Origin of the sequence: Marinobacter sp. MA, assembly GCF_048298425.1 — a bacterium.
In the GTDB taxonomy this organism is placed as follows: domain Bacteria; phylum Pseudomonadota; class Gammaproteobacteria; order Pseudomonadales; family Oleiphilaceae; genus Marinobacter; species Marinobacter salsuginis.
In genome coordinates this window covers 243,058-262,592 of record NZ_CP103058.1, presented here as the reverse complement: position 1 = coordinate 262,592, position 19,535 = coordinate 243,058, and the positions used below count along the sequence as shown (strand labels likewise).

The 19,535-nt window shown below is 58.6% G+C and carries 18 protein-coding genes; 8 read left to right on the top strand and 10 right to left on the bottom strand.

Annotated features, from left to right (window positions below):
- Positions 1-12: 12 nt before the first annotated feature.
- Genes NUW46_RS01135 through NUW46_RS01120 form a run of 4 tightly spaced genes read right to left on the bottom strand, consistent with a single transcriptional unit; the run spans position 13 to position 3,581 of the window.
- Positions 13-1,071, bottom strand: a complete 1,059-nt coding sequence (locus NUW46_RS01135; protein ID WP_418141161.1) for a phosphotransferase — start codon at positions 1,069-1,071, stop codon at positions 13-15.
- Positions 1,072-1,090: 19 nt separating this feature from the next.
- Positions 1,091-1,858 carry an SDR family NAD(P)-dependent oxidoreductase gene (locus tag NUW46_RS01130; RefSeq protein WP_222465872.1) on the bottom strand — a complete coding sequence of 256 codons (768 nt, stop codon included), beginning with the start codon at positions 1,856-1,858 and terminating at the stop codon, positions 1,091-1,093.
- Between the two features lie 23 nt (positions 1,859-1,881).
- A complete protein-coding gene (locus tag NUW46_RS01125) occupies positions 1,882-3,084 on the bottom strand; it encodes an acyl-CoA dehydrogenase family protein (protein ID WP_418141160.1) in 1,203 nt (400 codons plus the stop codon).
- A 56-nt stretch (positions 3,085-3,140) separates the two neighbouring features.
- A complete protein-coding gene (locus tag NUW46_RS01120) occupies positions 3,141-3,581 on the bottom strand; it encodes a PaaI family thioesterase (RefSeq protein ID WP_305965502.1) in 441 nt (146 codons plus the stop codon).
- A 430-nt stretch (positions 3,582-4,011) separates the two neighbouring features.
- Between NUW46_RS01120 and dctP the strand changes: the two genes are divergently transcribed.
- The 4 genes from dctP (at position 4,012) to NUW46_RS01100 (ending at position 7,692) form a co-directional block, all read left to right on the top strand.
- Positions 4,012-5,058 (top strand): TRAP transporter substrate-binding protein DctP, encoded by a 1,047-nt coding sequence (gene dctP / locus NUW46_RS01115; protein WP_069182587.1) that lies wholly within the window; start codon positions 4,012-4,014, stop codon positions 5,056-5,058.
- Between the two features lie 94 nt (positions 5,059-5,152).
- A complete protein-coding gene (locus tag NUW46_RS01110; protein WP_069182842.1) occupies positions 5,153-5,692 on the top strand; it encodes a TRAP transporter small permease subunit in 540 nt (179 codons plus the stop codon).
- Positions 5,689-6,999, top strand: a complete 1,311-nt coding sequence (locus tag NUW46_RS01105) for a TRAP transporter large permease (RefSeq protein WP_153634248.1) — start codon at positions 5,689-5,691, stop codon at positions 6,997-6,999. The genes NUW46_RS01110 and NUW46_RS01105 overlap by 4 nt, the downstream gene beginning before the upstream one ends.
- Before the next feature lie 99 nt (positions 7,000-7,098).
- Positions 7,099-7,692, top strand: coding sequence for a hypothetical protein (locus tag NUW46_RS01100; RefSeq protein WP_418141159.1), 594 nt, complete (start codon positions 7,099-7,101; stop codon positions 7,690-7,692).
- A gap of 92 nt (positions 7,693-7,784) precedes the next feature.
- On the opposite strand, the gene NUW46_RS01095 is transcribed toward NUW46_RS01100, so the two are convergent.
- From NUW46_RS01095 to NUW46_RS01085, 3 genes are all read right to left on the bottom strand, one after another.
- On the bottom strand, positions 7,785-9,182 hold the full coding sequence (locus NUW46_RS01095) for a sodium-dependent transporter (protein ID WP_418141158.1): 1,398 nt from the start codon (positions 9,180-9,182) through the stop codon (positions 7,785-7,787).
- A gap of 166 nt (positions 9,183-9,348) precedes the next feature.
- Positions 9,349-10,923, bottom strand: a complete 1,575-nt coding sequence (locus NUW46_RS01090) for a PAS domain-containing methyl-accepting chemotaxis protein (protein ID WP_222465868.1) — start codon at positions 10,921-10,923, stop codon at positions 9,349-9,351.
- A 151-nt stretch (positions 10,924-11,074) separates the two neighbouring features.
- Entirely contained in the window at positions 11,075-11,947 is an 873-nt protein-coding gene (locus NUW46_RS01085) for a carboxylate/amino acid/amine transporter (RefSeq protein ID WP_153634245.1), read from the bottom strand.
- Between the two features lie 85 nt (positions 11,948-12,032).
- Here NUW46_RS01085 and NUW46_RS01080 point away from each other — a divergent pair, with 85 nt between their 5' ends.
- Positions 12,033-13,454, top strand: coding sequence for an MATE family efflux transporter (locus tag NUW46_RS01080; protein WP_418141157.1), 1,422 nt, complete (start codon positions 12,033-12,035; stop codon positions 13,452-13,454).
- Here the strand turns inward: NUW46_RS01080 and NUW46_RS01075 are convergent.
- Entirely contained in the window at positions 13,418-14,428 is a 1,011-nt protein-coding gene (locus NUW46_RS01075) for a GGDEF domain-containing protein (protein ID WP_153634243.1), read from the bottom strand. The two genes, NUW46_RS01080 and NUW46_RS01075, sit on opposite strands and share 37 nt — an antisense overlap.
- A gap of 281 nt (positions 14,429-14,709) precedes the next feature.
- On the opposite strand from NUW46_RS01075, the gene NUW46_RS01070 reads away from it, so the two are divergent.
- Entirely contained in the window at positions 14,710-15,834 is a 1,125-nt protein-coding gene (locus NUW46_RS01070; protein ID WP_305965498.1) for an HD-GYP domain-containing protein, read from the top strand.
- A gap of 27 nt (positions 15,835-15,861) precedes the next feature.
- Here NUW46_RS01070 and fghA read toward each other — a convergent pair whose 3' ends face one another.
- Both fghA and NUW46_RS01060 read right to left on the bottom strand, forming a co-directional pair.
- The gene (gene fghA, locus NUW46_RS01065; RefSeq protein WP_153634242.1) at positions 15,862-16,704 is read right to left on the bottom strand and encodes an S-formylglutathione hydrolase; all 843 of its coding nucleotides are present in this window, start codon (positions 16,702-16,704) and stop codon (positions 15,862-15,864) included.
- A gap of 30 nt (positions 16,705-16,734) precedes the next feature.
- On the bottom strand, positions 16,735-17,166 hold the full coding sequence (locus NUW46_RS01060; RefSeq protein WP_008176998.1) for a CBS domain-containing protein: 432 nt from the start codon (positions 17,164-17,166) through the stop codon (positions 16,735-16,737).
- Between the two features lie 182 nt (positions 17,167-17,348).
- Between NUW46_RS01060 and NUW46_RS01055 the strand changes: the two genes are divergently transcribed.
- Positions 17,349-18,710, top strand: a complete 1,362-nt coding sequence (locus NUW46_RS01055) for an alanine/glycine:cation symporter family protein (RefSeq protein WP_418141156.1) — start codon at positions 17,349-17,351, stop codon at positions 18,708-18,710.
- A 122-nt stretch (positions 18,711-18,832) separates the two neighbouring features.
- Complete coding sequence (locus tag NUW46_RS01050; RefSeq protein WP_069182577.1) at positions 18,833-19,486, top strand: peroxiredoxin; 654 nt, start codon at positions 18,833-18,835, stop codon at positions 19,484-19,486.
- Positions 19,487-19,535 lie beyond the last annotated feature (49 nt).

Sequence of the window (19,535 nt, the reverse complement as noted above, 5' to 3'; positions counted from 1 at the left end):
GCCAGCTATTATTCATTGGTGCTCGCTGGCAATCTGCCAGCCGATGTCCGCCAACAGGCTGGCCCGCCTGCCGACATTCAGCGCGTTGGCATTGGCGGCGTTACCGTCCAGCGCCCGCTTGTAGACCCCCTGCAGGATCGCAGCCAGCCGAAACAGGGAAAACGCCAGGAACACGTGCCAGTCATCAATACCGTCGCGCCCGGTCTGCGCGCAGTAGCGGGCGATCGTCGTCTGTTCATCGGGAATACCCAATGCCTCCAGATCCTCTCCCTGCAAACCGCGCATGCCTTCCATATCGGAGGGCAGATAGTACGGCAGGCAGAAGTAGGCCAGATCCGCCAGCGGATGGCCCAGCGTCGACAGCTCCCAATCGAGGATCCCAATCACCTCGGGCTTGTCCGGCGCCAGCATGAGGTTGCCGAACCGGTAGTCGCCGTGGGCGATGGCGGTTTCGTCCGCGGCTGGAATATTCTCCGGCAACCAGGCCATGAGCTTGTCCATGGCGGGCAGCTCGTCCGTCTTCGAAGCCAGATACTGCTTGCTCCACCGGGCTACCTGTCGTGCCACGTAACCTTCCGGACGGCCGTAATCTCCGAGGCCGATCGCGTTCACGTCCACCGAGTGCAGGGTCGCCAGCGTATCGACGGCCGAGCGGTGGGCCAGCAGGCGGTCCTCCCGGACCAGGTCAGGCAATGCCGAATGACTGATGATCCGGCCGTGCAGAAAGTCCATGACATAGAACGGTGTCCCGACAACGGCGCTGTCTTCGCACAGCACCCTCACCCTGGGAACAGGTACCCCGGTGTGGTCTGCCAAGGCCTTCATAACCCGGTATTCGCGCTCCACCATATGGGCCGAGGGAAGTGTTTTCCCGGGCGGCTTCTTGCGCAGGACGTATTGCCCGCCATCGGTATCCAGCAGGAACGTCGGGTTGGACTGTCCACCCTGGAACTGCCGAACGTCCAGCCGCTCACCCACCTCGGGCAGTTCTGCCTGAAGCCAGGCCAGCAGCCGCTCCTCGTCAAACCTGTGTGCCGGTAAAACGTCTACCAGCTCTGGTGCTGTTGTCATAGCGTCTCTATAGAGTCCGTTAGCAAATGGTCTCGCCACCATCGGCAACGATAACCTGGCCGGTGATGTACGCACTCGCCCTGGTGGACAGGAACACGGCCAGGCCGGCGATATCGACCGGATCACCGATCCGGCGCAGCGGGGTCTTGTCCTCCGCCCGCTTCACCCGAACCGGATCCTCCCAGAGGGCCTTGGCGAAGTCGGTCTTGATCAGACCCGGGGCGATGCTGTTAACGCGGATCCCTTTTGGCCCCCACTCCACCGCCAGGTTGCGGGCCAGGGCCGCCTCGGCGGCTTTCGACACCCCGTAGGTTCCGATGGTGGTGTTTCCCCGAAGGCCGGCAATGCTGGACAGCAGAACCACCGCCCCTTCACCCTTCTCCGCCATCTGGGGCAGGACCATGTTGGTGAGCCAGAAGGTGCCCTTCACGTTGGTGTCCATGATCTTGTTCCAGGCCTCATCGGTCATCTCCGCCGTGGTGCCGTAAACGGGGTTCGTGGCCGCGTTGCACACCAGCACGTCGATCGGGCCCCAGGCTTCGTTGGTCCGGTCGACCAGATTCTGCAAATCGTCTTTCCGGCCCACATGGCAGGGCACGGCCATGGCTTCGAAACCCTGCGCTTTCAGTTCGACAGCCACTTGCTCGCAGGCGTCCGCCTTGCGGCTGGAAATCACCACCCGGGCGCCGAGACGTGCCATTTCCTCGGCAATAGCGCGGCCAATGCCCTTGGTTGAGCCGGTAATGACAGCGACCTTGCCGGTCATATCAAACAACGAATTGGTCATGGTTCGATCCTCATGCCGGTGAATCAGCGGTACTGCCGGAGTTCCATCTTGGCCACTGAGTCCAGGTGCACCTCATCCGGACCGTCCGCCAGCCGCAGCGTCCGAACTTTGGCCCAGGCTGACGCCAGGAAGGTGTCCTGGCTGACACCGGCACCGCCGTGAACCTGGATGGCCCGGTCGAGTACCTTCAGCGCCATACTCGGTGCGATCACCTTGATCATGGCAATCTCCTGGCGCGCCACCTTGTTGCCCACGGTGTCCATCATGTGCGCCGCCTTGAGAGTCATCAGGCGCGCCTGCTCGATTTCGATGCGGCTGCGGGCGATGTCCTTGCGGATGGAATCGAAACTCGATAGCGGCTTGCCGAAGGCCTCTCGCTCGCCGGCACGCCGACACATCAACTCCAGGGCCCGTTCGGCAACACCGATGGTGCGCATACAGTGATGGATCCGGCCCGGCCCGAGCCGGCCCTGTGCAATCTCAAAACCCCGGCCCTCGCCGAGCAGGATATTGCTGGCCGGTACCCGCACGTTGTCGTAGTGAATCTCGGCGTGGCCATGGGGCGCATGGTCGTAGCCAAACACGGTCAGCGGCCTGATCATCTTCACACCCGGCGTATCCAGGGGCACCAGAATCATCGACTGCTGCTTGTGTTTCTCGGCGGTAGGGTCGGTTTTGCCCATGACAATGGCAATTTTCGATGTCGTAGTCATGGCGCCGGAGGACCACCACTTCCGGCCACTGATCACATACTCATCACCCTCGCGGCGGATTTCACAGGCGATGTTGGTGGCATCGGACGAAGCCACATCGGGCTCGGTCATCGAGAAGCAGGAACGGATTTCCCCGGCCAACAGCGGCTTGAGCCACTGTTCCTGCTGTTCGGCGTTGCCAAAGCGGGCAATGGTTTCCATGTTGCCGGTATCGGGTGCGGAACAGTTGAACACTTCCGGTGCCATCTCCGAGCGCCCCATGATTTCGCACAGGTGGGCGTATTCGTAATTACTCAGCCCGGCACCGTAGTCGCTCTCGGGAAGAAAGAGGTTCCAGAGGCCCTCGGCCTTTGCTTTCGCTTTCAGTTCTTCGATGATCGGAACCGGAGCCCAGCGGTTCTCGGCCTGCGCGATCTGCTCGTGATGCAGGTGCTCGTTGGGATAGATGTGCTCATCCATGAAGGCCCTGAGCTTCGATTGAAGCGCTTTCGCTTTATCAGACAGATCGAACATGTCCGCTTCCTCTTGTTGGTATTGGTTCTTCGGCCATCGAACTGCCAGGCCGGCCGTTAGATCGGAACACCCTCTGGCTTGTCGCTGCCAGAGCGGATACGAAAGGTGCCCTCGCCAATGGCCAGCAGGTTGCCTTTGTCGTCATGCACTTCGCCGGTGCTGTTGAAGATCCGGCGCCCCCCGGCGCGTTTTCTGCCGGTTACCCGAATAACCCCCTCGGAACACTGGCCGGTAAACGTGGTGGTAAGCGACAGGGTGACTGCCTTGCGCATCCGGCCCGGAAAGGGACAGTAGGTTCCGGCCTGTGCCATGGCTATGTCCAACAGCGACGTCAGCACACCACCATGGATAACGCCGCCAAGATTCAGATGCACGGGCGTCAACTCAAGCTCGATGACCGCTTCATTTTCCTCCCAGGACGCCTGACGGTAGCCGAGCAGACTGTGAAAACCGGGCAGATCCTGCCCGTGGGTAATGTGGCGGCTTTCCTCATTCATCAGACATTCATTCCAGATGGGCCAGGCGGCTAATGTTGTCTTTGTAGTTCTGTTGTCTTTGTAATTTGTCACGCCTTACGGTTTTGAGTCAATATATTTGAAAGGTTGTTTCATCTAGCAAAACACAATAGAGAAAGATCGACGAAAAATGAAAAGTGCAACGAGTAGCGGGCGGAACTTTTTGGCTATCAAAGCCGCTTACAGCCTTCCATGATCAGGCGTCAGGCGCTGATGTCGCAGGTCCGCGACGGTAAAAACGGTTCTTTTGAGCTACTCTTCGACCACGCGCAGCTGCAAATCGGAACGACAAACATCCTATTGCAAAGCCCGAATGATGTGATAGATTCAGAGAATACAATTCACCCTGCAGTTGTGAGTTCTGCACAGTGAAACAAGGCAAAGCCACTACAACAATCAACGAGGCAAGCTCATGAAACTCTTTGCTACTGCTCGCAAGACTCTGACGGTGTATGCGTCAGCCTTTACCCTCGGTATTACCGCCGCGCTCTCTGCAGCACCCGCTGCGGCCCAGGACACCTTCACCTGGAAGGTTCAGTCCCACTGGCCCGGATCCAGCAGCTCCTACACTGACAGCCTTGGCCGCATCAAACGAGTGCTCGAAGAGCGCACCGATGGCCGCCTGAAACTGCAGCTTTACGAGGCCGGCGCACTGTTCAAGGCCACGGACACCTTCAACGCGGTGAGTCGTGGCATCCTGGAAATGGGCACCATTTCCCCGGCCTATGCCCAGGACAAGGTCTCACTCGCGGGCATTGCCTCCGGTCTGCCGTTCGCGTTCCGTAATGTCTGGGAAGCCGCCTATTTCCACCAGAACCTGGGGTTCGAGCAGATGCTCCGTGACGAAGCCGCAGAGCACGGCGTTTACTGGGCGACCGACAAGGTCTACCCGACCGAAATGGTGGTCAAGGAACCCATTGAAAGCGTGGAAGACTTCAACAGCCTGAAGATCCGCTCCTCCGGCGCCCTGCAAACCTTCCTGACCGAGGCTGGCGCCGCGGCATCCTACATTCCCGGCAGTGAACTCTACTCGGCACTGGATTCCGGCATTGTCGACGGTGCCCACTGGGGTGCGGCCCAGGGCGCCTATAGCATGGGCCTGTATGAAGTGGCCAAACACCACGTTCAGCCTGCCCTGAACATTGCCGGCACCGACGTGATCATCGTCAGCCAGAAGGCTCTGGACAAGCTGCCGGAAGACATGCAGAAGATCGTCAAGGACGCCCTCAACGAGCAGTTCTGGATCCGCACCAACGAATACCAGTACAAAGAGCGCATCACCCTGGCCAAGGCTATCGAAGAGCAGGGTGTGCAACTGAATGTTCTGCCGGACGAAGTTCAGGACAAACTGGTCGCCACCGCCCAGGCCATGTGGGATGAGGAAGGCAAGCGCAGCGAGAACGCCAAGAAGGCACTCGACATGCTGAAAGGTTACCTGGCCGACCTCGGCTATCTTTGATCGACCAGTGTTCTGACCAGGGCCGGGGTCTTCGACTCCGGCCTTTCTTTCCCCGAACCAAACCAGCATCCCGTGGGAGATTGCCGTGAGTGTGATGATCGCCGCATTCATGAGGGGGGTTACCCGTCTCAATGATTTTATCGGCCGGTGGGTGGCCCTCCTCATTTTCGCGATGTTCGTGTTCCTGCTTCTGGAAGTTGGCTTCCGTTATCTGCTCAACTCCCCCACGGTCTGGACCAACGAGCTGACCCAGATGCTTTTCGGCATCTACGCGGTAATGTCCGGCGGCTACATCATGGCCCATCGGGGCCACGTAAATGTGGATCTGTTGCATTCGCACCTGAAGCCCCGCAAGCGCGCGGCCCTGGACATCGTTACCTCCCTGGTCTTTTTCATTTTCACGCTTGCCCTGCTGTGGTTCGGGATCGACATGGCGCAGGAATCCATGTCCAGCTGGGAAACCTCCTATTCGGCGTGGAATCCCCCCATCTGGCCGGTGAAGCTGGCCATTCCCGTCGGCACCGCTCTCCTGGTTCTGCAGGGACTGGTCAAATTGCTTGAAGACATCGCCGTGGCCTTTAACCTGGAGTACTACACGCCCGAAGAAGCCGAGTCTGAAGGAGATCAGCTGTGAGCATTGAAGCCCTGACTCTCCTGTTTTTCGGTTCGCTGCTGTTTTTCCTGCTGCTAGGCCTGCCGCTGGCATTTGTTCTCGGTGGCGTATCGGTGGTGTTCTTGTATTTCACCTGGGGCTTCGACTCTTTCTATATGGTGGCCTCGCAGATCTGGGGCACCATGGAAAGCTTCACCCTGGTTGCCATCCCTCTGTTCGTCTTCATGGCCATGATTCTGGAGCGTACCGGTGTCGCCCGAGATCTTTACCGGATGATGCATCTCTGGTGCGGTGGCCTTAGAGGCGGATTGGCTCTGGGCACTCTTGGGATCTGTGCGGTGTTTGCTGCCATGGTCGGCATCAGCGGTGCTGCAGTGGTGGCCATGGGCACCATCGCCCTGCCGTCGATGCTGGAACGGGGCTATGACAAAAACATGGCCCTGGGCGTGATCAATACCGGCGGTGGCTGGGGCATATTGATTCCGCCCAGTATCCTGATGATCCTGTACGCGCTGATCACCGGCGTTTCCGTCGGCCAGATGTTTGCTGCCGGCATTATGCCGGGCATTCTGCTGATGGTGCTGACCGCCATCTACATCCTTGTGCGTTGCCACCTGCAGCCGGACCTGGCGCCGGCGCTGCCCAAGGAAGAGCGAGGCACCTGGCCAGAGAAATTGCGGGCTCTGCGAGCTGTGCTGCTACCTATCGGCGTTGTCGTCATGGTTCTGGGCTCGATTATCGGCGGTATCACCACCCCGACCGAAGCCGCTGCCATGGGCGTTCTGGGCGCGCTCATCTCAGCGGCCGTCTACAAACAGTTCAAGTGGAGCATCCTGAAGGAGGCGGCTATCCGCACCTTCAAGCTCACCGGCATGATCATGTGGATCCTGTTTGCCGCCCATGCCTTCAGCGCAGCCTACCAGAGCATGGGCGCCCAGGAACTGATCGAAGGCCTGATGAACATGGTGCCCGGCGGGCCCTGGGGCATCATCATCGCCATGATGGTAATTGTGTTCCTGCTGGCCATGGTGCTGGACCCGGTGGGTATTATGCTGATCACCCTGCCGGTGTTCATGCCGATCGTGGAATCCCTCGGTTTCGATCCGATCTGGTTCGGCATCCTGTTCGTGATCAACATGGAAATCGGCTACATGACGCCACCCTTCGGCTTCAACCTGTTCTACCTGAAGGGCATCGTGCCGCCGTCGATCACCATGAAGGATATCTACAAGTCGATCATTCCCTTTGTGATTGTGGAAATCATTGGCATCATCCTAATCATGATCTTCCCGGAAATTGCCACCTGGTTGCCGGAGCTGTTGTTCTGAAGCTGACATAACAGCACAGTTGCCAGGCAAAGCGGGTAAGCGCTAATCTCGTGGGACTTCCGGACAAAGGAACCGGAAGCCCACACAAGGAGAACAGCCATGCATAACCCGCAACGACAGCCGATGCCGGTGTTGAACAGCATTATCCTCACAGCCGTTTTTTTTCTGCTTCCACTACTCCCTACCGAAAGCCACGCCGACACCCTGTCCGACCAGAAAGTGGCTTCGTTTATCGAAAGCGTTCGGGCAGCACAAACACTGGCTCCGGAGTTCGAGGAGCTGGAGCGTCGGATGGACAACCAGAACGAGAGCACCATGCCGGATTTCTCCCGGATCGTGTCGGACTCCCTGGAGCAGATGAAAGGCCATGAAGCCTATGGACGGCTGGAAGACTTGGTGCAGGATCACGGCTTCGACAGCCTGGAATCCTGGGGTGCCACGGGCGACCGTGTTTTCCAGGCCTGGATGGCCATCGAAATGGCAGAGCAGAATCCTGCAGCGAGACGAGAGATGGAGGCCGCGCTGGCCGAGATGGAAAACAGCCCGCACATGACGGCCGAACAGAAAGCCCAGATGCGCGCCATGATGGAGAGTGCGATGGGTGCCATGCAGAGCGCGAGCAATGCTCCGGCGGAAGATATCGAGGCGGTGCGCCCCCACGTGGAGGCACTCAGACAGTTAGGCGAAGAGTAAAAAGCTCCCCTGAAAACAAAAAGCCCGGCAAGTCACACTGCCGGGCTTTTTCATTGCCATGTTGCATTAAACCGTAAAGCTGATCCCTCGGGTCAGGACATCAGGTTGTAGACAAACACGATGGCAACGGCGATGGGCGTGACAAACCGGATAAGGTTGTACCAGAGGGTAAAGGCGCCACCCTCCAGGGCCAGATCCGTTTTCAGAGACTCCTTCGCCACGAACCAGCCCACAAACACCGCCGTCAGCAGACCAGAGAGCGGCAGCAGCACGTTCGCGGTGAAGAAGTCCAGCAGGTCAAAGATGGTCTTGCCTTCAAAGCGCTCGAACATGGCCAGCGGGGCCACATCGGACCAGACGTTGAGCGACAGAATCGAGGCGATACCCAGCGCCCAGCAAAGCACCCCAACCAGAACGGCGCTGCCCGTGCGGGCCAGGCTGGTCTTTTCCTCAACCCACTCAACCACCGGCTCCAGCAGGGAAATACCGGAAGTCCAGGCGGCGAACAGCAGCAGAATGAAGAACAGGGTACCAAACAGACCACCCATCGGCATGTTTCCGAAGGCCAGCGGCAGGGTCTGGAAGATCAGCCCAGGGCCGGCACCGGCTTCCAGGCCATTGGCAAACACCACAGGGAAAATGGCCAGGCCGGCCAGGAGCGCGACGACGGTATCCATGATGGCCACGCTCACCGCGGTGCGACCGATGGAGACGTCCCGGCCCAGATAGGAACCGTAGGCCATCATGATGGCCATACCCAGGCTGAGGGTGAAGAAGGCGTGGCCAAGGGCAATCAACACCCCGTTGAAGGTCAGGGCGCCAAAATTTGGTGTGAACAGGAAGCTGACGGCCTCGCCAAAATGACCCGTCGTGGTGGCATAGCCAACGGCTAACAGAAGGAGAATAAACAGGGCCGGCATGAGGATGGTAACGGCCCGCTCAAGACCGCCTTTCAGCCCCTGGGAAACCACAAGGATCACCAGCGCCATAAAGACGGTGTGCCAGAGCAGCAACTGACCCGGGCTGGCCAGCAGGCCACCGAACAACTCACCAATGGAATCTGCGGTACCGCCGGTGAAGTCACCCATGGCGGCATGCCCCACGTAGGACGCAGCCCAGCCACCAATCACCGAATAAAAGGAGAGGATCACGAAGGCCGCAATCATCCCGATGATGGCCGAAATCCGCCAGCCCGGGGCGCTGAGATTGCGCTCGGCCACCAGACGCATACTGGTGATGGGGTTATGGCGGCCATTCCGGCCGATAAACACTTCCGCCATCATGATGGGAATACCGATTACGGCGATACACAGCAGGTAAACCAGTACAAAGGCGCCACCACCGTTTTCGCCGGTAACGTAGGGAAACTTCCAGATATTACCGAGACCAACGGCCGAACCGGTTGCCGCCAGAATAAACGCCAACCGGGAGGACCAGAGACCGCGGGTGGCTCCTGAACCGTTGCCCGAAACCGAGTTGGACTGAGTCATGTTGTGTTCCTGTGCTTTCAGCTGAGGAATGTCTTTAAAAAGGGCGAGCCACGGACTTGCCGCGGCAATTGGGGCGGGATTCTGCCAGCACTGACGCTGTGATGCCAGTGCTGGCGAGCTCCCGAGCCGGCTGGGTTCCGGCGTGGGGCGAGGAAGATAAAGCTAACTAGCCGTTTTTGCTGATAAACCTGCTAATCAGGTCTTTCAGGCCACGGGACATAGTGCTGAGCCGGTCACTGCTCTGCTTGGCAGAGTCGGCCTGGGCGTCACTGTGATCGGCCAACTCGGCAATGTTGGTGATCTGGCGATTGATCTCGTCCGACACCTGACTCTGCTCTTCAAAGGCCGCAGACATACTGATAAAGCTGTCGGAAATGGTCTCGATCGAGGTCACGATATCCTTCAGGGAGCTCTCCGCCTCCCGCACTTTCTCAAGCCCCTGACCTGCCACGGCTTCGCCGTCGCGGGTTGCCTGGACCGCGGAATCCACCTGCTGGCGGAAGTCGTCGATCACATTCTGGATCCGTACAGTGGATTCCCGGGTCCGACGGGCCAGGGAGCGCACTTCATCCGCGACCACCGCAAAACCGCGGCCCTGTTCACCGGCACGCGCCGCTTCGATAGCCGCGTTCAGTGCCAGAAGGTTGGTCTGCTCGGCAATCTCGGAAATCAGGTTGGCGGCCTCACCGATGCTGTTGGTGGACTCACCCAGCTTGCTGATTGTCGAACCAATGCCGTTTACGCGGGTGACCAGCTCTTCAATAGCCACCAGTGCCTCGGCGCTCCGATCGCTACCCACCCCCGCCAGGCGATTGGCTTCTTCGGCTTCACGAGCGTTGCTGTTAACTGACTCGGCCACTTCCTGGATTGAGGCAGTCATTTCATTGATGGCCGAAGCAGTCTGGTCGGTTTCCGCCCGCTGCCGTGCGATCGCCGCTGCGCCATCGCTGATATAGCCGTGGGAAGCACGTGCCTGCTCGTAGAGCAGCTCCGCCTGGTCATCGATACGCGCCAGAGCTGTGCGAACCCTGGCCTCTTCACTGACCAGCAACAGCGACAGCTGCGAGAACAGCCCCCGCTCGTCACTGTAGGTGCGGGCGACAATGGGATCCCGGAAGGCATCGGGGCGAAGGTCCAGCAGCCTGCGCAAGCGGGCAGCCAGGGAACTGAACACCAGACCGAAGCCCAGGGCATGACCGATCACAATCAAGCCCGCTGCCAGCCAGGGCTGGTCGAGCTGAAGCGCACCCAGGCTCAACACCAGAGAGACCAGGAATGGCCAGCCGGAGCGAAGCATGGACAAGGCACGGTTGCTGAACGATGAGGTCATCTTTCCGGCAGAGATCTTGGCATACAGCCGCTCAGCACGGGCAATCTGATCGCGGGTGGGCTCGACCCGCACGGATTCGTAGCCCACCATCTGGCCGTTCTCACGGATCGGCGTAACGTAAGCGCTGACCCAGTAGTGGTCGCCACTCTTTGCCCGGTTCTTGACCACACCCATCCAGGCCTTGCCGGCCTTGAGGTAATCCCACATATCCTTGAACACAGCCTGGGGCATGTCCGGATGACGAATAATGTTGTGGGCCTGGCCAACCAGCTCTTCCCGTGAGAAGCCACTGATTTCCTCAAACTCGTCATTGCAGTAGGTGATAACGCCCTTCAAATCCGTGGTGCTGATCAACCGCCCGCCTTTTCGCATCTTGATTTCACGCTGGGTTACCGGGAGATTCTTACGCATAAACGGACCTTCTGACTCGAAGCTGACCAAGGAAAATGAAACAGGCGCAAAAGAGTAGCCCCTGATGAACACCATTGATATTCATCAAAAGTTACCCTGCGTATGGGAGTTTAACGGCAGAGGGTGACGGAACCTTAGTGCGTGCAGTTACTTATGTCGAAACAGCCAGCCGTGCCCGGGGATGGAAACGGGCGTTTACCCACAGGGAGAAGACGATAACCCCGCCACCGACCGCCAGCCTCAGCAGGTCGGCATCACGGTTCCAGATCAGCAGGTTGACCACCAGGCCCGCAGGCACCAGGGCATTGTTCATGATTGCCAGAGTGCCGGCATCCACCACGCAGGCACCGCGGTTCCAGAGGAAAAGGCCGAGGCCCGAGGCAGCAAGCCCCAGCCACGCCAGGATGCCCCACTGCACCGGGGTGGTGGGCAGTTTCTCGGCGTTACCGAAAATGAGGAAGGAGGGCAGCGCAATGATCAGGGCGCCGAAGAAAAAATAGCCGAAGGTACGATAGGCCGGCATGCCCGTGGGGTAATGCTGCATGACATGCTTGTACCCCACCTGGCCGGCGGCAAACGTAAAATTCGCCACCTGCAGCAACAGGAAGCCAGTGATAAAGTCCTCACTGAGCCCATCGTAGCGTATGATACCCGCGCCAACAGTTGCGATGGCCGCCGCGAGGAGCGCCACCGGTGAAAACCGGCGAAACAGCGCGTCATCCAGCAGGGTCACATACAGCGGGGTGAAAATCGTGAACAGCAGCACTTCCGGAACAGTCAGGTAGCTGAAAGACCGGTAAAGACACAGGTAGGTAATACCGAACTGCAACATACCGGTTACCAGGATGCCCAGCTTCTGTCCCGGAGCCACGCCACGCCAGCGGGTGAACGGCAAAAACACCAGAGCACCGAGCAGAACACGGCTGAGCACCGCAAAATCGCTGTCTACCTGGCCGGCCAGAAATTCGCCGATCAGACTGAAAGAAAACGCCCACAGAACGGTAACAAAAACCAGAAGTCCCATCGCCACTGCCATCTGTTGTGATCGAGGCGCGTACTTTAACGGTTTTGGGAGAAACTTGCAGTGCAGAAGCACCGGATAGCACCCAATGGATGAAATCCACCAGCCATTACCGGAACCCAGGCAGCCTCTGGTGGCCCGAACCCTCACCGAGTGGCGAACCCTCGCCATTCTGGGCGGGCCGATCCTGATTGCGCAGGTCGCCCAGATGGCCAACGGCGTGATCGATACCATCATGGCCGGCCACGCCAGTGCCGAGGACCTGGCTGCGGTGGGTATTGGCAGTAGCCTGTGGATGCCCCTGTTCCTGTTTTTCATGGGCATGCTGGGAGCGCTGCAACCCATCATTTCCGGGTACAACGGTGCCCGGGACGTGGGGAAAATCATGCCCGCCACCTGGCAGGGACTGTATCTGGCCGCTGCCGGGTCCGTGGTCATGATCCTGTTGCTGACCCACGTACACCCGGTGCTGGCGCTTCTGAACCTGGAGGCCAACACCGCACGCATTACCCAGGGCTACCTCAATGCCTTCGCCTGGGGTATTCCTGCCCTGCTGTTACTGACAGCACTTCGGGGCCTGACCGATGGCCTCGGGCACACCCGCGTGATCATGGCCTTCTCCGTGCTCAGCACACTGATCAACCTGCCGATGAACTACATCTTCATCTACGGCAAGCTGGGGCTGCCAGCGATGGGCGGGATTGGCTGCGGCTGGGCCACATCCATTTCCAATGGCGTCGCGGCAGCAGCCTTGCTGGTGTACCTGAACCGCAGCCGGGTGTACCGCCAGTTCCACCTGATTGCCGATTGGGTCAAGCCGGATCTGGCAGGCATGCGCTACATCCTGGGCATCGGCGTGCCCATTGGGTTTACCATCTTCGTCGAGGCCAGTCTGTTCTCTGTGATCGCCCTGTTTCTGGCTCCCCTTGGCCCGGTGGTGGTGGCCGGCCATCAGATAGCGCTGAATGTGGTGTCTTTGCTATTCATGCTGCCACTGAGCATAGGCATGGCACTGACGCTGCGAGTCAGCTTCCTGATGGGTGCCCGGGCGCCTGCCACTGCAAGGCTGATCTCCCGCAGTTCCCTGATTCTCGCCGCCGCCACGGCGCTGGTTTTTGCAATACTGCTGTTTGTGTTTTCACGGGAAATCGCAGCACTCTACACCAGTGATTCAGAGGTTCAGGCGGTGACCGTGAGGCTTCTGATGTTCGCTGCCCTGTTCCAGATTGCCGATGTTATCCAGGTAACCTGCATCAGTGCATTGCGTGGCTACAAGGACACCCGTATTCCGATGTTCATCATGCTGTTTTCATTCTGGGGTGTAGGCCTGCCACTGGGATATCTGCTGACGTTCACAGACTGGCTGGTGCCGGCCATGGGCGCTGCCGGTTTCTGGGTGGGCCTGACTGGTGGACTGGCATCTGCCAGCATTCTGTTGGGCTGGAGACTGTTCCTGTATGCGCCTGATAACAGTCAGACGGCATCGGCTGCCGGTTCCGGCGCCTCATGAAGATCCGCAAATACGATCCGGTCCCGACCGGTTTCCTTGGCTTCATACAGTGCTGCATCAGCCCGGGCCAGCCAGCTATCGACGCCCTCGCCATGGCGCAGCAGCGCCACGCCAAACGACGCGGTGACGGCCCCACCGGGGTGTTTCATATACTTGCGCAGCACCTGCTGCAAGTTATTCATTACCGCCTTGAGGCCAATACCATCCACCCCCGGCAAAAGCAGCACAAACTCCTCGCCGCCGTACCGGAACAACTGGTCTGATTTGCGCGTGTTCTGTTTCAGCAGGGCCACCAGATCAGTCAGCACGTCATCGCCGACACCATGCCCATGCTCATCGTTGATTCTCTTGAAATGATCGATATCCAGCAGAACCAGGGCATAGGGCAGCCCGGTGCGCTCGGCATTCGCTGCCGCCAGATCCAGTTCCTGATCCATGGAGCGCCGGTTCTTGATACCCGTGAGCGGATCAATCGTTGCCAGATGCTCCAGACGCTCCCGCTGATCATGATTCCTGTGAGCAAACACATAGGCACAGGCGCTGACCACAAACGCCGTTGAGGCAAAGGACCACATCTGGACATCAGAGCGGAAGGCACCGCCATGAATCATGAGTACAACGACGGAAGCGACGTTCAAAAACACCGCGATACGGGGGTTGGCGAGAAAGAAAGTAGTTACGAGACAGGGATAAAGCCAAAAAAGCCCGGGTTCGCCCACCACGGCACCAACTGTTACCGCACCGCTGCAGGCAATAACCGCAAGCACCAGGCCGCTTCGACGGGTATCACCACTGGCCCACGCGTATATCAGCGTGATAAGAATGCCGACAAGAATTGCCGTGTCGACAGAACCCGCAAGGGTATTGCCCTGCATAAAGCGCATGGCAGCGAAAGGCGTAATGCCCAAAATCGCGCTAGCACCCAACAAAGTAATGATCGACAACCTGAAATCGGTCTTAAGGCGATGAAGCATTTAGCGTTAATTTCCATCAAAAAAACTATTCTGTATCCCAGAATAGCGCAATCAATTTGAATGATCGTTACGAAGCAACGATTCTTTACACATTGTCCTTCAAAAAAGACAAAGTGTGAACGCATGCTCATTTTTTTGCATCAGAAAACAGTAGCAGCCGTAAAATCAGGTAAAACCATACCGCCCCATGCTCACAGAATTGCGGCTCCAGTGGAGGGCCATGGGCATTCGGGGTTACACTTGCAAAGCTACATAACTAACCTGTACCCGAGACACCTGTTTTGACCGAACTTGTTCGAATCGCTCCCGGCGCGTTGACCATCGGCCGCCCCCTGCCCTGGGATGTCTATGACACCGACGGGAATATCCTGTTGCGCCAGGGCTACGTGATTCAGACCAATTCCCAGCTGGAGCAGTTGTTCGAACGGGGCCGGTTCAAACCCCGCAAGATCGAGCGGCCCCAGGAAGAGGTCTTCGAGGATACCCGGGATCGCAATCCCTTTGCCGACTACCCGGACCTGCTCCACTCCCTTGAAGCAACCCTGAACGCTATCACCGAATCCGACCCTTCGGCACAGAAACGCCTGCTGGGCCTGGCCCGGATGATTGAGCGCACTTGCACCGAGTCACCCGACGCAACCCTTGCGCTGGTTCATCTTTACTCGATCGGTCCGGTCATTCACGAGCAAATCCTGTTCTACGCCATTTTGTGCCAGTTCATCGGCCGGCAGTTCGGGCTTGAGGAGAGCCGGGTTGCCGTACTGACTGCCGCGGCCCTGACGGCCAATCTTGCACTGGTGCCCATTGCCGACAAGCTGAATGCGTCCAATACGGTCCTGAACGACGAGCAACGGAGCGTGATTCGCAAGCACCCGCAACGCAGCATCCAGGCCCTCAGGGCCGCAGGCATCGACAACAAGCTACTGCTCACCATCATCGCCCAACACCACGAACAGGCCGATGGCAGCGGCTATCCAAAAGGTCTCAGTGGTACCGAAATACGGCCAGAAGCGGAAATCCTGGCACTGGCGGAGCGCTACGTGGCCATGATCACCAAACGGGCCTACCGGCAGCGCATGAACGTGGCCAACGCCCGCAAGCTGATTGCCAATCTTGCAGACGGCAAGTATCGCCCGGCCATACCCAAGGCCTTGCTCCAGGTTCTGGGCGAGTTCCCACCCGGCATTCTGGTTCGGCTGGAAAACAACGAAGTGGGCGTAGTTACCCGCCGGCCGGTGCGGGCCCGGGGGCCATTCGTGAAAGCCATTTTCGGCCCCCGCGGCAACCGTTATACCGGCACTTTCGAGCGGGATACCAGCGAGCCTGACTTTGGTATCCAGTCCCTGGAAGAGCCCGAGATCATGCCCTCCATGGACTTCAGTCTGGTCTGGGGCTTCCGCTCCTGACCTGCTTCCTTCTCCGATAGAGCCCGCTCACAGCCCCAGCGCTTCGGCGTGATGATCCAGGTGATCATCAATAAACGAGGCAATGAAGAAATAGCTGTGGTCATAGCCCCGATGCATCCGCAGGTTGATGTGATGGTGAAACTTTTCACAGGTATCCGCCAGAACATCCGGGTTCAATTGACTGTCCAGGAACTCGTCCGCCGTGCCCTGATCCACCAGTAGCGGCAATCGTTCGCGGGCGGTCGGGATCAGCAGGGTGGCGTCCCACTCTTCCCAGCTGCGCGGATCATCCCCCAGATAGCCTCTGAAAGCTTTCTGGCCCCAGGGACACTCGGTGGGGTTGGCAATGGGCGCAAAGGCAGACACCGAAGCATAGCGGCCGGGGTTTTTCAGGGCACAGATCAAGGCACCATGGCCGCCCATGGAATGGCCGCTGATTGAACGTTTGTCCGTAACCGGCAACTCGTTCTCGATCAACTGCGGCAATTCCTTCACCACATAGTCATACATCCGGTAATGGGGTGCCCAGGGTTGCTCGGTGGCGTTGATGTAGAAACCGGCTCCGGAGCCAAAATCGTAACTGTCGTCCTCGCCCGGCAGGTTTACCCCACGGGGGCTGGTGTCCGGGCACACAATCGCCATGCCCAGCTGTGCAGCCCGTTTCTGGGCACCCGCCTTTTGCATGAAATTCTGGTCGGTGCAGGTCAGCCCTGATAGCCAGTAGAGAACCGGCACCTTCTTCGGGTTGGAGCCCACAGCCACGGGCGGTAGATACACCGCAAACTCCATGTCGCATTCGAGGGTAGCGGAAGTATGCCGGTAGCGGCGGTGCTCGCCTTCGAAACAGACGTTCGTGGATAGGAGTTCCATAGTGTCCTCAATTCAAAAAATAGGTGTGTTTCAGTCCAGGGCACTGGCGTGCTTTGGCGGCTCCAGACCGAAACCGGTGCGCGCCAGCTCGGCCAGGATAGCAGTACGGGTGACAATACCAATCAGTTTGCCGTGATCCACAACAGGGTACACCTTTGGCTTGCCCGCACCGAGGTTCTGGGCAAGATCCACTACGGCCATCTCTGCCGAAATCGTCACCGGTTTCCGGAACATGACGTCGTCAACAAGTGGATCGCCCTCACGGTGATAGCCGCTGACCAGCAGGGCATGGATACAGTCCTGCTCGGAGATGAATCCGATAACATGGCGCTGGTCATCAACAACCGGAAGGCCGGTTACGTGATTGTGGAGCAGCGTCTTCACCACCTTGGTGAGCTGCGTGCCACAGCGGACCGGCTCGATGTGGTTCCACATGACATCTGACACTTTCAGTGAACGCATGGGCAGATTCCCTCCCCTTGTTGGATAGTCGCCATTGCTATGAGCATAGGCAATCACACCCGAATCCACCAATTTTCCCGGGCCGTCGGTTTACACGGAAAGATATCTGACTAAACTCAATCGGTTATACCCAACCCGGGTCAAAAATCCATACCAATCCATGGCATACAAAGGGAGATCCCATGGAAGCTATTTCAGAATTTGTAGGACAGATAAACGGACTGGTCTGGGGCCCACCCATGCTGGTTCTGATACTGGGCGTCGGGCTGTTCCTCAGTCTCGGCCTCAAGTTGATGCCGGTGCTGAAGCTGGGCGCCGGCTTCCGGCTGATGTGGAAAGGTCGTACTGCCGCCGGAGCCGAATCCGAGGGTGAAATCCCGCCGTTCCAGGCGTTGATGACAGCCCTTTCTGCCACTGTGGGCACCGGCAACATTGCCGGTGTTGCAACCGCGGTGTTCCTTGGGGGCCCCGGGGCCCTCTTCTGGATGTGGCTCACGGCCCTGGTAGGCATGGCCACCAAGTACTCCGAAGCGGTGCTGGCCGTGCGCTACCGGGAGGTGGACGAGCGCGGTGATCACGTAGGTGGCCCCATGTACTACATCCGCAACGGGCTGGGCCGCAAGTGGGCCTGGCTTGGTGTCCTGTTCGCCGTATTTGCCGCCATTGCCGGCTTCGGCATCGGCAACACGGTTCAGGCCAATTCGGTGGCGGATGTCATGGAAACCAACTTCGGACTGCCACACTGGCTGACTGGCCTGGTGCTCATGGTCCTGGTGGGCATGGTCCTGATTGGTGGCATCCGCAGGATCGGCCATGTTGCCAGTGCCCTGGTGCCGTTGATGGCGGTTTCCTATCTGATTGCCGGGCTGGTGGTGCTGGCGATTAACGCCGCCGACATCCCTGCCGCCTTTTCCCTGGTGATCAAGCACGCCTTCAGCCCCATCGCCGCCGAGGGTGGATTTGCCGGTGCAGCCGTGTGGGCCGCAATCCGTTTCGGTGTGGCGCGAGGCATCTTTTCCAATGAAGCGGGCCTCGGCTCCGCGCCCATTGCCCACGCCGCGGCGCAAACCCGTAACCCGATCAACCAGGGTATGGTGGCCATGCTTGGCACCTTCATTGACACCATTATTATCTGCACCATCACCGGCCTGGTGATTATTACCTCCGGCACCTGGACCTCCGGGGAATCCGGCGCTGCCCTGACATCCATGGCGTTTCAGGAGGCGCTACCCGGCATTGGCAACTATCTTGTAGCTATCGCCCTGGCAGTTTTTGCCTTTACAACCATTCTTGGCTGGTCGTTCTACGGCGAACGCTGTATCGAGTTCCTGTTCGGCGTAAAGGCGATTGTGCCTTACCGCGTTGCATGGATTCTGGCCATCCCCGTTGGCGCCACCCTCAACCTGGGCTTCGTCTGGCTGGTGGCAGACACCCTGAATGCCATGATGGCGCTGCCAAACCTGATAGCCCTGCTGATGCTGAGCCCGGTCGTGTTCAAGCTTACCCGGGAGCACTTTGAGAAAGAGAAGGCATTGGGGGTTTGAGCCCCTTGTAATTGCCTCATCTGGCACCAAGGTTTGACGTATACAGGCAGAATACAACCCGGCAGTTTTCTCGCCGGTATAACAAACGAAATTGTCACTACCATGATCGAAGGAGAGTACACATGACTTTACGTCTCGGAGATACCGCACCCGATTTTGAGCAGGACTCCAGTGAAGGGAAGATTTCGTTTTACGATTGGCTGGGAGACAGCTGGGGCGTGCTGTTTTCACACCCGGCGGATTTTACCCCGGTCTGCACCACGGAACTGGGCCTGACCGCCAAGCTGAAAGATGAATTCGCCAAGCGCGGTGTGAAGGCCATCGCCCTGAGTGTCGATCCCGTTGACTCCCACCATGAGTGGATCAAGGACATCAACGAAACCCAGGGTTGCTCGGTGAACTTCCCGATCATCGCCGATCATGATCGCAAAGTGTCGCAGCTGTACGACATGATTCACCCCAATGCCGACAGCAGCCTCACGGTGCGTTCGCTGTTCGTGATTGATCCGAACAAGAAAGTACGGCTGATGATTACCTACCCGGCCAGCACCGGTCGTAACTTCAACGAAGTTCTGCGGGTGATCGATTCGCTGCAGCTGACCGACGAGCACAAGGTCGCCACACCGGGCAACTGGGAGCGTGGCGGCGACGTGGTTATCGTCCCGTCCCTGCAGGACGAGGAAGAAATCAAGCAACGCTTCCCGAAGGGCTACAAGGCGGTGAAATCCTACCTGCGGATGACACCGGACCCGAAAGCCAACTGGAGCGGTGACTGATTACCAGCCTCCAATACTAATAAAAAGGCCGGGCAGCTTACGCTGCCCG